Source organism: Rhizobium sp. TH135 (assembly GCF_002855515.1).
GTDB lineage: Bacteria > Pseudomonadota > Alphaproteobacteria > Rhizobiales > Rhizobiaceae > Allorhizobium.
In genome coordinates this window covers 922,465-935,064 of record NZ_PKRP01000001.1, presented here as the reverse complement: position 1 = coordinate 935,064, position 12,600 = coordinate 922,465, and the positions used below count along the sequence as shown (strand labels likewise).

At 63.3% G+C, this 12,600-nt stretch carries 12 protein-coding genes; 1 reads left to right on the top strand and 11 read right to left on the bottom strand.

The annotated features are described in order from the left end of the window. Positions 1 to 8 precede the first annotated feature (8 nt). The 8 genes from C0V73_RS04450 to C0V73_RS04415 form a co-directional block, all read right to left on the bottom strand. Positions 9 to 1,763 carry an FAD-dependent monooxygenase gene (locus C0V73_RS04450; RefSeq protein WP_102018750.1) on the bottom strand — a complete coding sequence of 585 codons (1,755 nt, stop codon included), beginning with the start codon at positions 1,761 to 1,763 and terminating at the stop codon, positions 9 to 11. Continuing rightward, positions 1,756 to 2,871 carry a branched-chain amino acid ABC transporter permease gene (locus tag C0V73_RS04445; protein WP_245407864.1) on the bottom strand — a complete coding sequence of 372 codons (1,116 nt, stop codon included), beginning with the start codon at positions 2,869 to 2,871 and terminating at the stop codon, positions 1,756 to 1,758. The genes C0V73_RS04450 and C0V73_RS04445 overlap by 8 nt, the downstream gene beginning before the upstream one ends. A 7-nt stretch (positions 2,872 to 2,878) precedes the next feature. Then, the gene (locus tag C0V73_RS04440) at positions 2,879 to 3,742 is read right to left on the bottom strand and encodes a branched-chain amino acid ABC transporter permease (protein WP_102018749.1); all 864 of its coding nucleotides are present in this window, start codon (positions 3,740 to 3,742) and stop codon (positions 2,879 to 2,881) included. After that, positions 3,729 to 4,448 carry an ABC transporter ATP-binding protein gene (locus tag C0V73_RS04435; protein ID WP_102018748.1) on the bottom strand — a complete coding sequence of 240 codons (720 nt, stop codon included), beginning with the start codon at positions 4,446 to 4,448 and terminating at the stop codon, positions 3,729 to 3,731. Before C0V73_RS04435 ends, C0V73_RS04440 begins: the two co-directional genes overlap by 14 nt. Before the next feature lie 3 nt (positions 4,449 to 4,451). Further along, positions 4,452 to 5,171, bottom strand: coding sequence for an ABC transporter ATP-binding protein (locus C0V73_RS04430; RefSeq protein ID WP_102018747.1), 720 nt, complete (start codon positions 5,169 to 5,171; stop codon positions 4,452 to 4,454). Positions 5,172 to 5,239: 68 nt separating this feature from the next. Beyond that, positions 5,240 to 6,520, bottom strand: a complete 1,281-nt coding sequence (locus C0V73_RS04425) for an ABC transporter substrate-binding protein (RefSeq protein ID WP_102018746.1) — start codon at positions 6,518 to 6,520, stop codon at positions 5,240 to 5,242. 61 nt (positions 6,521 to 6,581) lie between these two features. Continuing rightward, positions 6,582 to 7,637 carry a maleylacetate reductase gene (locus tag C0V73_RS04420; protein WP_102018745.1) on the bottom strand — a complete coding sequence of 352 codons (1,056 nt, stop codon included), beginning with the start codon at positions 7,635 to 7,637 and terminating at the stop codon, positions 6,582 to 6,584. After that, positions 7,634 to 8,497: a dioxygenase gene (locus tag C0V73_RS04415; protein WP_102018744.1), complete on the bottom strand. Its 864-nt coding sequence runs from the start codon at positions 8,495 to 8,497 to the stop codon at positions 7,634 to 7,636. Before C0V73_RS04415 ends, C0V73_RS04420 begins: the two co-directional genes overlap by 4 nt. Positions 8,498 to 8,595: 98 nt before the next feature. Here C0V73_RS04415 and C0V73_RS04410 point away from each other — a divergent pair, with 98 nt between their 5' ends. Beyond that, a complete protein-coding gene (locus C0V73_RS04410) occupies positions 8,596 to 9,546 on the top strand; it encodes a LysR family transcriptional regulator (protein ID WP_102018743.1) in 951 nt (316 codons plus the stop codon). 36 nt (positions 9,547 to 9,582) lie between these two features. Here C0V73_RS04410 and C0V73_RS04405 read toward each other — a convergent pair whose 3' ends face one another. From C0V73_RS04405 to C0V73_RS04395, 3 genes are read right to left on the bottom strand one after another with little or no spacing between them, the layout of a single operon-like run. Further along, a complete protein-coding gene (locus C0V73_RS04405; protein WP_102018742.1) occupies positions 9,583 to 10,857 on the bottom strand; it encodes an ABC transporter substrate-binding protein in 1,275 nt (424 codons plus the stop codon). 27 nt (positions 10,858 to 10,884) lie between these two features. Then, entirely contained in the window at positions 10,885 to 11,547 is a 663-nt protein-coding gene (locus C0V73_RS04400; RefSeq protein ID WP_172450005.1) for a phospholipase, read from the bottom strand. Between the two features lie 13 nt (positions 11,548 to 11,560). Further along, positions 11,561 to 12,517 carry a VOC family protein gene (locus C0V73_RS04395; protein WP_102018741.1) on the bottom strand — a complete coding sequence of 319 codons (957 nt, stop codon included), beginning with the start codon at positions 12,515 to 12,517 and terminating at the stop codon, positions 11,561 to 11,563. Positions 12,518 to 12,600: the final 83 nt, after the last annotated feature.

Here is a 12,600-nt window from a genome sequence, read left to right as displayed (position 1 = left end):
ATCGCTCCTCACCGGTCCAAAATGGTTTTCAGGACGCGCCGCAGCTCGCCTTCGGGGTCCTTGACGGCGGCTTCCGCGCGCCAAGCGACGTGATGGTCCGGGCGAACAAGGAGTGCACCGGAATCGCGGATTTCGCGGGCGCGGGCCCAGTCGCCGGAGAAGTCCTGCCAGGTCTGGCGGGGGCCGATCTTGTGGACCGTAATCGGCAGGCCGAATTCCTTCGACAGGGACTTTGCGGCGGCCACCCAGCCATCGCCGCCGATGCCGGTCAGAACGGTGAAGACGCCATGGCCGGTTAGGTCGAGGCTTGAGACCTTCTCGCCTTCTGGCCCGAAGAGCCAGGCATGGGGCAGCCTTGCGCCGGGCCAGCTAGTCGGCTGGTGATGCAGCTCGGCATCCTTTTCGAAAGCCGGTTCCGGCTGGCCGTCGGTCACGACAGCGCCGGACTTGTAGCGCTGGTTCATCTCCACGCCGTGCGCGTCGAACTCGTAGACCTTGTGGGCAATCGCCTGGCGGATCGCCTCACGCTGTTTTTCCGCATCCGCCGTGTCGTTGCAGCGGGCGTCCATGTTTTCCTGCATCTTCACCGGGTCGACGGAATCGAGCAGGCCGAGCGCCTTGAAGATCGGGCCGAATTCCTCGATCGACTTGTTGGCGCGGGTGACGATCTGCTTGGCGACGGGCGCGCGTTCTGCCTGGTAGCTGTCGAGCAGGCCCATGCCGGCCTGGCCGCGGATGACGGCGGCGAGCTTCCAGGCGAGGTTGAAGGCATCCTGGATCGAGGTGTTCGAGCCGAGCCCATTCGACGGCGGATGGCGGTGGGTGGCATCCCCCATGCAGAAGACGCGGCCATTCGACATCGTGGTTGCGTACATGTTGTTGACGGTCCAGGTGGAGACCGACTTGATCTTCGGCTGCAGGTCCTGGACGCCGACGAGATCGCGCACGACCTTGGTGGCGAAGGCATCATCGACGGCGGGTGCCGGCTGGTTGATGTCGTAACCCCAGACAATGAGCCACTCGTTCCACGGGCGGACCATGCGGACGAGGCCCATGCCGATGCCGCCGACATCGGCGCCCGGCTGCAGCACCCAGTAGAGCACCGAGGGGCGGTGGGCGACGTAGCGCGAGAGGTCGCACTCGAAGAGGATATTCATCGAACCGGCGACGCCCATCTTGCCTTCGAAGGTGAGGCCGGCATGTTCGGCAACCTTGGAGTTGCCGCCATCGGCCCCGACCAGGAACTTTGACCGGATGGTGATATCCTTGCCCGTCAACCGGTCGCGGCAGGTGGTGGTGACGCCGTCCGCATCCTGCACATGGCTCACATATTCCGTCGACATGCGTGACTGCGCACCGCGCGAACAGGCGGTCTTGAAGAGCAGGGGCTCCATATAGGTCTGTGGCAGGTCGTTCATCCGGCCGGGCGAAGAGAGGAGATGTTCGGCGCGCGAGAGCGGATGGTTGCCCCAGCTCTGCATGCGGCCGATTTCTTCGCCGGCGACCGCCGTGCAGAAGACGTTCTGGCCCATCAGGTCCTGTTCGGTCGCGAACATGTAGGCTTCGTCCTCGACGTCGCGGCCGAGATCGCGCAGAACCTCCATGGTGCGCTGGTTGGTGATGTGGGCGCGCGGCGTGTTGGCGAGCCAGCGGTAGCGGTTGATGACCATGGGCTCGAGGCCGTAGCTTGCGAGCAATGCGGCCGTTGCCGAGCCGGCCGGCCCGGTGCCGATGATCAGGACGTCGGTTGTAATGTCAGCCATTTGGCCCTCCCTTTGTCGTTTGTTCCAGCGATCCACCCCTCAAGGTGCGGCGGACCGGAAAGAGTTCGATGCCGGTACGGTCGGTGATCAGGCCCCAGATCCCGCGCGGCGCAAAAAGCATGGTGACGATGGCGAGTGCGCCAAGCAGCAGCAGGTACCAGGACCCGTAGCTTGAGAGCGCATTCTGCATCAGGAAGAAGATGATCACGCCGAGGATCGGCCCTTCGATGGTGCCGATCCCGCCGATCACGACGATGAAGATCACATAGGCCGTCCAGTCGGTGAGCGAGAAGGCGGCGTCGGGTGAGATGCGTGCCTTCTGCAGATAGATAAGTGCGCCAACGACGCCGGTGATGAAGGCGGTGGAGAGGTAGATCACGAGCTTCAGCTTCTGGGCGTCCACCCCGAGCGCCCGGGCGGCCGTCTCGTTGTCGCGCACGGCGGCAAGGCCCAAGCCCTGCTTTGAGCGCAGCAGCCGGTAGACGAACCAGATCGTCAGCACGAGCACGAGCAGCGCCAGCCAGAAGGCGACTGCATCGGCGGCAGCTGCAGCCCGCATGCCGAACATGTCTTCCAGGAACGAGACACCGAACATCTCGCGCGTGGCATCACGGGGTAGCGATGTGCCGGTGCCACCGCCAAGCGCCTTCCATTGAGCAAATAGCAGGCGGCCGACCTCTGCGATGACCCAGGTGCCGATGGCGAAATAGGGGCCGTAGAGGCGGAAGGCGAAAAAGGCCGTCGGGATGGAGACGAGGACGGCGAAGAGGCCGGCGAGCGGGATGGCGAGGATCGGATCGACACCGAGAAGGATGACGAAGCCGAAGAGCGCATAGGCGCCAAAGCCGACGAAAAGCTGCTGGCCGACAGAGATCAGGCCTGCGTATCCAGCGAGCAGGTTCCAGCTCTGGGCGAGCGCCAGCATAGTGAGGATGAAGAAGAGGTCCTGCACCACGCCGCGCGAGACGACGAACGGGGCGGCTGCCAGAAGCAGCACGAAGAGGATCGCTGCGATCGAAAAAAGCGTGGAGAGGCGGGTGCGGGTTTCGACCCGCCAGGTGGGGCGAGGGCGCATGACGTTCGATAGGATTTCTCGGTTGGCGTTCATCGTCACCTCAATCGACAGCGCGCGGGAAAAGACCCCGCGGACGGAACAGCAGGACGAGCAGGAAGGCGATATGGCCCGAGAGGATCTGCCATTCCGGGTTGATCGCGGCTCCCAGCGTTTGTGCGACGCCCAGAATGATGCCGCCTGCAAGTGTGCCCCAGAGTGAGCCCAGGCCGCCGATGATGACGGCTTCGAAAGCATAGATCAGACGCGCCGGGCCGGCAGTCGGGTCGAAATTGGCGCGGGTGCCAAGATAAAGCGCTGCGATGGTGACGATCACCATGGCAAGGCCGGTTGCGATGGCGAAGATCTGGTTCGGGCGGATGCCCATCAGGCCTGCGGTGACGACATCGTCGGAGGTGGCACGGAAGGCACGTCCGAGGGCGGTCTTGTAGATCAGCTGGTTGAGGCCGACGATGACCAGGATGGCAGAGGCGAAGGTCAGGAGCGGCATGACGCCGGCATTGATACCGCCGAGCGAGAGCGATGCCTGCTCCAGTGCGCCTGCGGGGATGCGCTGGCTGTCGGCGGTGAAGGCTTCGAGCAGGCCGTTCTGGATGACGATCGACAATCCGAAGGTGACGAGCAGCGGCGGTAGGATGTCCTTGCCCAGTGTCCGGTTCAGCAGGTGATATTGCAGCAGGTATCCGATCCCGAACATCAACGGGCCGGCGATCAGTGCCGCCACGAAGGGATTGAGCCCCAGCGTGGAGACCAGCAACAGGATCAGGAAGGCCGAGAAGACGATCAGGTCGCCATGGGCGAGATTGACGAGCCGCATGATGCCGAAGACGAGCGACAGGCCCGCCGCAAAGAGGGCGTAGAGCCCGCCGAGCAGAATGCCCTGGAGAATGGTATCAAGCCAGTTCATGGGGTTCCGCTCCGAAATAGGCCGCGTGGATGTCGGCACGGTCGAGCTCTGCCGGGCGCCCTTCGAGGGTGACCCTGCCCTCCATCATGCAATAGACCCGGTCCGCGACCTTCAGTGCCTGGGCGATGTCCTGCTCGACGATGACGATCGCCGCACCCGTTTCCCGGATGCGCGGGAAGGCGGCGTAGATGTCCTTGATGACGACAGGGGCGAGGCCGAGGCTGAGCTCGTCGCAGAGCAGCACTTCCGGATTGGACATCAGCGCCCGGCCGATCGCGACCATCTGCTGCTGTCCGCCGGAGAGTGCCGTCGAGGGGTTGCGGCGCCGCTCTTTCAGGATCGGGAAAAGTTCGTAGATCGTTTCGAGCGACCAGGGACCATTCACCTTTCGGCCGTGGCGACCGACGAGAAGATTTTCCTCGACCGTGAGTGAGGGGAATAGCCTACGCCCTTCGGGCACGAGCGCGATGCCGCGGGCCATGACATCGGGTGATGCAAGCGAGCCGATCGGCTGGCCACGATGCAGGACGGCCGCTGGATCATTGCGTAGCACGCCTGCTATCGAGCGCATCAATGTCGATTTGCCCGCACCATTGGCACCGATGACCGCGATCGTCTCGCCCGGATCGAGAACGAGATCGACGCCGAACAGGGCCTGGAAATCGCCGTAGAAGGCGGTGAGGTTCTTCGTTTCGATGAGGCTCATCTGTCAGACCTCCATGCCTAAATAGATTTCGCGCACCTCGCGCGAGTTCATGATGGTCTGCGGATCGCCATGACCGATCATCCGTCCGAAGTTGAGGACGAGGATCGTTTCCGCCACCGCGTTCAAGGCATGCAGAACGTGCTCGATCCAGATGATCGCCATGCCGCGCTGGTGGACGCGCTTGATCGTCGCGACCAACTGCCGGCACTCGCCTTCGGTCAGCCCACCAGCGATTTCGTCAAGCAGGAGAAGCTTGGGCTTGGTGGCCAGAGCCCGGGCGAGCTCCAGCCGCTTGCGCTCAAGCAAGGTGAGGCTGCCGGCCGGGCGGTTCGCCTTGGAGATGAGGCCGGTCTCGACGAGGATCTCGGCACAGAAATCGGAGACCTCGGCTTCGCTGCTTTCGCTGCCGAAGGCACCGGCCACGAGCAGGTTTTCATAGACCGTCAGCCGCTCGAAAGGCTGCGGGATCTGGAAGGTGCGGCCCATGCCCGCAAAGCAGCGTTGCATCGGCGGGACATTCGTCACGTCACGACCATCGAAATGAACAGTGCCTTTGGCGACGGAGAGGTTGCCGGTGATCAGATTGAACAACGTCGACTTGCCGGCGCCGTTCGGTCCGATGACGCCAAGCGCCTCGCCTGCTTCGACGGAAAAGGAGATATCCTCGGCGACCACAAGGGCCCCGAAGGACTTCGACACACCATTCAGTTCCAAGATCGGCATGGACACTCCTCCGTCAGGCTTGCGGTGCCCCGACGATCGGGGCACCGCAGCCACACGCTTCACAGGGCTCAGCTGAGCGCTTCCATCTTGCCGCCGAGCGGGATGTTCGGTGCCTGGCCGTTCTCGACGACAACGAGGTCGTAACCGCCGCCGGTTTTGAGGCGCCACTGGCCGCCGACAAGCGGCGTCTTGGCGACGTTTTTCTGTGCGAAGGGCGGCAGGTTGGCGTTGTTCCAGGCGATCGGGCCGACCAGCGTGTCGAGCTTGGTCTCGCCGATCGCCTTGGCCACCGCATCGCCATCCGTCACGTCTTCGGCGCGCTTCATCACGTCGACTGCGAGTTCGAAGAGCGCATGGGCAAAGCCGATCGGCTGTGTCCAGGGGCGACCGGTCGCTGTTGTGAAGGCAGTTGCCACATCGGCAGCGGTCTCGCCTGTCAGCGAGGACTTGAACGGATGAGACGGCGTCCACCAGACTTCGGTCGAGAGGTTGTGGCCGGCATCACCCAAGGCTTCCACGGTTTGGGGGAAGAGCAGCGCCTTGCCGATCGAGGCGATCTTGGGTTTGAGGCCTTGCTGCTTGGCCTGGTTCCAGAAGGTGGTGAGGTCAGGCGGAATCATCACGCCGGTCAGGATCTCGGTCTCGGCTTGCTTGAAGGCGTTGATCTGGGCGGAGAAATCATCCGTCAGGTTCTGGTAGCGGCCGGTGTCGGTCAGGCCATAGCCGAGCTTCTCCAGCACCGGCGGGAAGCCGACGACCTTGTCGCCCCAGGCATTGCCGTCGCCGTCGTTCGGGAAGAGGCCAGCCACCTTCTTGTTGGTCTCGATCTGGCCCCACATGCCGGTGAAGACCGCGATGATGTCCTCTAGGCCCCAGAAGAAGTGGTAGGCATAGTTGAACGGCTTCCAGCTGGCCGGATCGCCTGGATTGCCCTGCTGTCCGATGAACCAGGGCTGCCAGGGCGCGACCGTCGACAGGCAGGGGATCTGCTCGGCTTCGCAGGTGGTAGAAACCGGATTGGTGGTTTCCGGCGTCGAAGAAACCAGCATCAGGTTGATCTCGTCGTCGACAATCAGTTCCTTTGCGACCTCGGCCGCGCGGTTCGGGTTGGACTGGCTGTCCTTGACGATGACCTCGTAGTTCAGCCCCATCTTCTTCGTGGTTGCGAGGAAGCTGTCGATGACGAACTTGTCGGCTTCACCGAAGCCCGCGAGTGGCCCGGTCTGCGGGCTGACATAGCCGAGCTTCACGGCTGCCGACTGCGCAATCGCAGGGGCCGCGAGGCCCGAGGTTGCGAGCACGGCGCCACCGGCTGCCGTCGTCTGCAGGAATTTGCGTCTCGTGAACATGTTTCCTCCCATCATCGTCTCTCCTCCCAAAGAGTGCGCCAAGCGCGAGATGTCGTCTCGGTCAGTCGGGCCTTACGCCCTCCCAGGCCTTTTGCAGAAGTGTGCGGATCGACGTCCGGTCGATCGGACGCGGGTTCCAATAGGGGTTTTCGGTGGCGATATCGGCAGCGCGATCGAGATCAGCTTCAGTGAGCCCGAATTCCTTGAGTGACAGCGGCGCGCTGATAGACTTGGCAAAGTCCCAGAGTCGCCCGCCGATCGAGCCGCCGAAGAGTTCGGCGGCTGCCGCGAGTTCGTCACGGGCGGCCTCCGCATTGAAGGCAGCTGTGTGCGGCAGCATGACCGCATGGGTTTCTGCATGCGGCGTGTCGAAGGAGCCGCCCAGCGTGTGGCAGATCTTGTGGTGCAGCGCCATGCCGACGGTGCCGAGCACCGTGCCGCAGAGCCAGGCGCCATAGAGCGCTTCCGCCCGCGCATCGGTGTCTTCAGGGCTTTTCACCAGAACCGGAAGGCTGTCCTTGAAGGCGCGCAATCCGTCGAGCGCCATCAGCGTCGAGACCGGGTTGCGATCTTGGGCGTAGAGGCCCTCGACTGCATGGGCCATGGCATTCAGGCCACTCGTGACGCTCATGCCGACGGGAAGACCAAGGGTCAGATCCGGATCGTAAATCACCACTTCCGGCAGGATGCTGGCATTCCTGACTGTCGTCTTTCGACCGCTTTCGGTCTGGCCGAGGATGGGGGTGACTTCGGAGCCAGCATAGGTCGTTGGGATGACGACCTGTGGCAGATCGGTGCGATAGGCAATCGCCTTGCCGAGGCCTGTGGTGGAACCGCCGCCGAGCGAGACGACGCAGTCGGCGCGGCTATCCTGGACGAGTTTGAGCGCGGTTTCAGTGACATCGACCGGCGTGTGCATCACGGCGCCGGCAAATACGCCGACAGACACGGCGCCAAGCCTCTCGGAGAGAGCTTCGGCATCAGCCTTTTGATGCGGCGTTGCAAGCACCAGTGCGCGGTGGCAGCCGAGTGCTTCCACGTGTGCGGCAATGTCCGCGCTGCGGCCGGAGCCAAAGACGATACGGGCCGGGCTCCCGATATAGGTAAAGGTCTTCATTTGCTCTTCCCCGGTCGCGCACGGATCATGACGAACTTGACGCTGACCTTTGTGCCTGAGCGACCATCGGTTTCGAAGGGTCGAACGAGTTCCGGACGCACGCCGAACAAGGCGTCCTCCCCGAGCCGCGGGTCGCTGTCGTCATAGATATGCGTGGTAATCGTCTCGAAGCCCGGCGCGCGCAGGACGAAATGCAGATGTGCGGGGCGATGCAGAGGGTAACCTGCCTGCGCGAGCAGCCGTCCGACCGGACCGTCACCGGGTACGCCATAGCCTGCGGGTCTGACGGTCCGGTAGTGGAAGCGTCCATCCTGGTCGGCGCGGAACAGGCCTCTGAGGTTGAATTCCGGCTGCAGATCCGGCTGCTGATTTTCATAATAGCCCTCGGCGTTCGCCTGCCAGGTGATGATCTCGGCAGTCGGGATCGGCAGGCCATCCAGATCTTCGACCCGGCCTTCGACCTCAAGCGGCTCACCAATGCCATCCAGGGAAATCGAGCTGCCGAGCGCGCGCTCCGGCGTATCGGTCCGGAAGAAGGGGCCGCGGATCGTATTGGGCGTGGCGCCAGCGGGGCGACGCGAGTTGATCTCTTCCACAAGCGCCGAAGCGCCGACGAGATCCGAAAACAGCACCCATTCCTGGCGGCGTTCGTCCGAAGCGTGGCCGACTTCGGTCAGGAAGTCGAGGACCTTGCGCCACTGCTCCTGGGTAGGGCGGAACTCCTTGATGAGTTCATGCACATGACAGACCACGGCGGAGAGCAGGCGAGCGGTTGCATCATCGGGCGCGCCGAAGCGGCTCGTGAACGCCTCTGATGACGTCGCTTCATCGAAGGTGATGAGTTCGGCGGCCCGCGACATGCATCTCCTCCTAAATCCGCATTGCTGGTCGGGAGGAAGCTAGCAGGGCTTGCATGCAGGATTGATGATTTGTTTGGGTGGCAATATAACAATCCGTTATGAAGTTCGACGAGCGACATCTGATCCAGCTGGCTGCCGTGGTCAAAACGGGCGGCGTGACCGAAGGTGCGGCCCTCCTGGGCCTCGCGCAGCCGGCGGTGTCGCGCACTCTGTCGATGCTAGAAAAGAGGATCGGCGAACCGCTCTTCATCCGGGGACGGCGCCCCTTGCAGCCGACCCCGCTTGGGATTGCGCTTGCCGAACATGGCCTTGCGATGCTGGCCGCCTCCCGCAAGGCCTCCGACCTCATGGAGAGCTTTCGCGTCGGCAAAAGCGGCGTCGTCCGGGTGGGCGGTAGTCCCTTCTTCATGGATTCCCTGATTGCCGGCATGTGTGCGGAGTTTCAGGCGACACATCCGGATGTGCGGATCGACCAGTCCTATGGCTATTTCCCGGATCTTCGCGCGGCGCTGAAGGCCGATCAGATCGATCTGGCCATCTGCCCCATCGATATTCTCGACGAAGGCTCCGGGCTTGCCTTCCAGCAGATCCTGCCTGGCCGCAATGTCATTGCCTGCCGGGTCACGCATCCGCTGCTCCTGAAACGCCGCCTTCAGCCGGCCCATCTTCTCGATTATGCTTGGGTGGCCCCGCCGCCCGGCAGTCCGCTGCTGGCAGACTTGAGAGCCCTGCTGCTCTCGTTTGGCGCGACCGAGATCCGCATCCGCTACTCGGGCGGATCGCTTGCGAGTGTGGTCAATTATCTGAAAGCGGCGGATGCGTTGACTGTCATGCCGCACAGCGTTGTCTTTGCGCAGCGCAAGGAAAAGACGATCACGGCCCTGCCGATCAACATTCCGCATCCGGAGCGTGCGCTTGCGATCCTCCGGCGCGTCGATGCGCCGCGGTCTCCGGCGGTCGAGCAGTTTTCATCCTTCGTGCGGTCGAGCTTCGAGAACCTCCGCCACCTGATCAAACGCCATGAAGAGGCAGTCGTCTGGGGAAGCTGACGGGCCCGCTCGAGCGGGCCCGCCTCTGTCGTGTCCTCAGGCCAAGGCTTCCATCTTGCCGGCGGTCGGAATGTTCGGTGCCGTCTTGTTGTCGACGATGACGAGATCGAAGGTGCCCTCGTCCTTGCGCCGCCATTGGCCGCCGACGAGCGGGGTCTTGGTGACGTTCTTCGCCGCAAAGGGCGGCACGCCCTGGCCGTTCCACTCGACGCGGCCGACGATGGTGTCGACCTTGGAGGCGGCGATGGCCGCAGCGACCGCCTCGGGGTCCGTCACGTCGTCGACGCGTCCCATCACATCGGTCGCCATCTCGAAAAGCGAGTGGATGAAGCCGATGGGCTGTGTCCAGGGGCGACCGGTCTTGGCGGTGAAGTCGGCGGCGAGTTCGCCGGCACTCTGGCCCGTCAGCGATGACTTGAAGGGATGCTGCGCCGACCACCAGACCTCCGAGGAGAGGTTGTGGCCTGCGGGGCCCAGGGTCTCGACCGATTGCGGGAAGAGGATCGCCTTGGCGACGGTGACAGCCTTCGGATTGAAACCCTGCTGCTTGGCCTGGTTCCAGAAGGTGGTGAAGTCAGGCGGAATGACGACGCCGGTGATGATGTCGCACTGGCCGTCCTTGAAGGCATTGACCTGTGCGGTGAAGTCATCTGTGAGGTTCTGGTAGCGGCCCGGATCGAGGAGCTCGAAGCCGGCCTGGGCCAGGCCCGGCTTCAGGCCGACATTCGGATCGCCCCAGGCGTTGCCGTCGGCATCGTTGGGGAAGAGGCCGCCGACCTTCTTGTTGGTATCAAGCTGGGCCCACATGTTGGTGAAGACGGCAATGACGTCTTCCAGGCCCCAGAAGTAATGGTAAGCGAAGTCGAACGGTTTCCAGCTCTCAGGATCGCCGGGATTGCCCTGCTGGCCGATGAACCAAGGCTGCCAGGGCGCCTTGGTGGAAATGCAGGGAATGCCCTCTGCCTCGCAGGTTGTCGCCACGGGATTGGTGTTTTCTGGGGTCGAGGCGACGAGCATCAGGTTGATCTCGTCCGACAGGATGAGTTCCTTCGCCACGTCCGCTGCCCGGTTCGGGTTGGACTGGCTGTCCTTGACGATGATCTCGAAGTTCTTGCCTGCCTCGGTCGCGAGGAACGAGGCGATGTTGTAGGCGTCGCTCTCGCCGAAGCTTGCCAGCGGCCCGGTCTGCGGGCTGACATAGCCGAGCTTGATCTTTGCTCCTTGAGCAATTGCCGGCGCGGCGAGGCCGCCGAGCCCATAGGCGAGACCGGTCGCGGCGCCCGCCTTCAGCAGTTTTCTGCGCGTAATCATGCTGTCCTCCTCCCTTGTTGTCCTGACCTAGGCCGCGACGCGGCGAAATGGTCGGCTGCCCTCCGCAAGATCCCGAAGCATGGCTTCGAGCGCTTTGACCTCCATGTCGGAGGCCTGATGTGTCCGACCCGGAAACAGCTCGCAGCGAAGCCTCGCCCGCGCCCTCCCAAGCGCTTCCGAGGCTTCCGCGAAAGCCGAGACCGGGATCCACGGATCCTGATCGGATCCGGTGAGGTAGACGGGCATTCCGTCGAGATCGCGCGACGGGCGCTCATCGCGCGCCTGCCCGACACGGCAGCCCGTGAGATTGACCATGGCCCCATTCCAGGGGCCGAAGGCCATGGCATATTCAAGCGACAGGCAGGCGCCCTGGCTGAAGCCGCCGATGAGGAGGGGCTTTTGCGCGCCGCCCGCCTGTCGCAGGGCCCCCGCCAGCCCGTTGATATAGTCGAGTGATGCCGTCAATTCGTTGCGTGTCGGGTCCGTCAGTGCGTCCGTGGCGCGCGCTGCATACCAGGAGTTGCCCGTTGCTCGCGGAAGGCAATAGGCGACGCCCGGAACGGCCAGCCGGCCGACGACCTGCTCGATCATGTCCTCGGGCGACTGGGTTCGCCCGTGGATGAACACGCAAAGAACATCGGCTTCCGCCGGTGCGACACCTGCGGTGAGCGGTTCGCCATGAATGGCCATGATCGCCCCCGGATCAGAAGTTCGCGGGTTCGAGGCCAGCGATCAGCTCCTCGCGGCGATCCTCGAACCATGGCGGGAAGACCAGAGTGGTGCCGATGGCGTCTGCTGGCTCGTCCAACGCCCAGCCGCCTTCGACCGACCAGGCGATCTCGAATAGCGCGCCGCCCGGCGAGCGGACATAGCAGGACTTGAAGTAGTTCCGATCCTTCTGGTCGGAAACGTCGGTGAAGCCGAGGCCTTCGATATGCGCCTTCAGCTTCAGCTGGTTCTCTTCGTTGACCGTGTTGAGGGCGAGGTGATGGATGGTGCCACCCGAAAGCGTCCAGGTGCCCTGCGGTCCGCTCGGCTGGTGCAGCACCTCGACCATGCTCGACGGGCCACCATTGTTCGGCACCGAGAACATCAACCCCTCGTCGCTGTCGGCTTCCTTCTTCATGCCCATGCCGACCGTCAGGAAGTCGTCCATCGAAGTGCGGTCGAAGACGGCGATCGCGGCGCCATAAATGCCCCGGATGCCGTGTGCCTCGCTTATGCCCTGAGCTTGATTGGAAATCGGTGGGCGCGTGTCTGCAGGGCTCTCGACCAGTTCGTGATCGATGCCGCAAGGGTGGGCGAGCGCCACGCGGGTGATGCCAAAGCGGCTGGTCTTGGTCGCGGGGATGCCGCGTGCGTTCAGGCTGTTGACCCAGAAGTCGGCCGAGCCGACCGGGATCGAAAGCTGGATGATCTTCGACTGGTTGGTGCCGCGCTTGCCGTAAATGCCGGGCTTCTTGAAGGGAAAGGTGGTGACGATCGTCGAAGGATCGCCGCTCTTTGCACCGTAGTAGAGGTGGTAGACCGGGATGGTGCCGTCGAAGAGAACTGTGCGCTTGATTGAATGCAGGCCAAGTGTCTTTGTGTAAAAGTCATAGTCCTCCTGAGCACCGTCGGTGCTCAGCGTGAGGTGATGGTAACCCGAGATGAACGACATGCTTCTTCTCCTCCAGATTTTCAAATGCAGGGGATGTGCCGCTTCCTGACGAACAGGTCCTCCAGCGGTTTGAATTGCCGCTC

Excerpts from the sequence above, each read along its gene's own strand:
- C0V73_RS04425 (WP_102018746.1), bottom strand. The coding sequence starts at position 6,520 with ATGTTCACGAGACGCAAATTCCTGCAGACGACGGCAGCCGGTGGCGCC.
- C0V73_RS04435 (WP_102018748.1), bottom strand. The coding sequence starts at position 4,448 with ATGAGCCTCATCGAAACGAAGAACCTCACCGCCTTCTACGGCGATTTC.
- C0V73_RS04415 (WP_102018744.1), bottom strand. The coding sequence starts at position 8,497 with ATGTCGCGGGCCGCCGAACTCATCACCTTCGATGAAGCGACGTCATCA.
- C0V73_RS04420 (WP_102018745.1), bottom strand. The coding sequence starts at position 7,637 with ATGAAGACCTTTACCTATATCGGGAGCCCGGCCCGTATCGTCTTTGGC.
- C0V73_RS04410 (WP_102018743.1), top strand. The coding sequence starts at position 8,596 with ATGAAGTTCGACGAGCGACATCTGATCCAGCTGGCTGCCGTGGTCAAA.
- C0V73_RS04395 (WP_102018741.1), bottom strand. The coding sequence starts at position 12,517 with ATGTCGTTCATCTCGGGTTACCATCACCTCACGCTGAGCACCGACGGT.
- C0V73_RS04405 (WP_102018742.1), bottom strand. The coding sequence starts at position 10,857 with ATGATTACGCGCAGAAAACTGCTGAAGGCGGGCGCCGCGACCGGTCTC.
- C0V73_RS04400 (WP_172450005.1), bottom strand. The coding sequence starts at position 11,547 with ATGGCCATTCATGGCGAACCGCTCACCGCAGGTGTCGCACCGGCGGAA.
- C0V73_RS04450 (WP_102018750.1), bottom strand. The coding sequence starts at position 1,763 with ATGGCTGACATTACAACCGACGTCCTGATCATCGGCACCGGGCCGGCC.
- C0V73_RS04445 (WP_245407864.1), bottom strand. The coding sequence starts at position 2,871 with ATGAACGCCAACCGAGAAATCCTATCGAACGTCATGCGCCCTCGCCCC.
- C0V73_RS04440 (WP_102018749.1), bottom strand. The coding sequence starts at position 3,742 with ATGAACTGGCTTGATACCATTCTCCAGGGCATTCTGCTCGGCGGGCTC.
- C0V73_RS04430 (WP_102018747.1), bottom strand. The coding sequence starts at position 5,171 with ATGCCGATCTTGGAACTGAATGGTGTGTCGAAGTCCTTCGGGGCCCTT.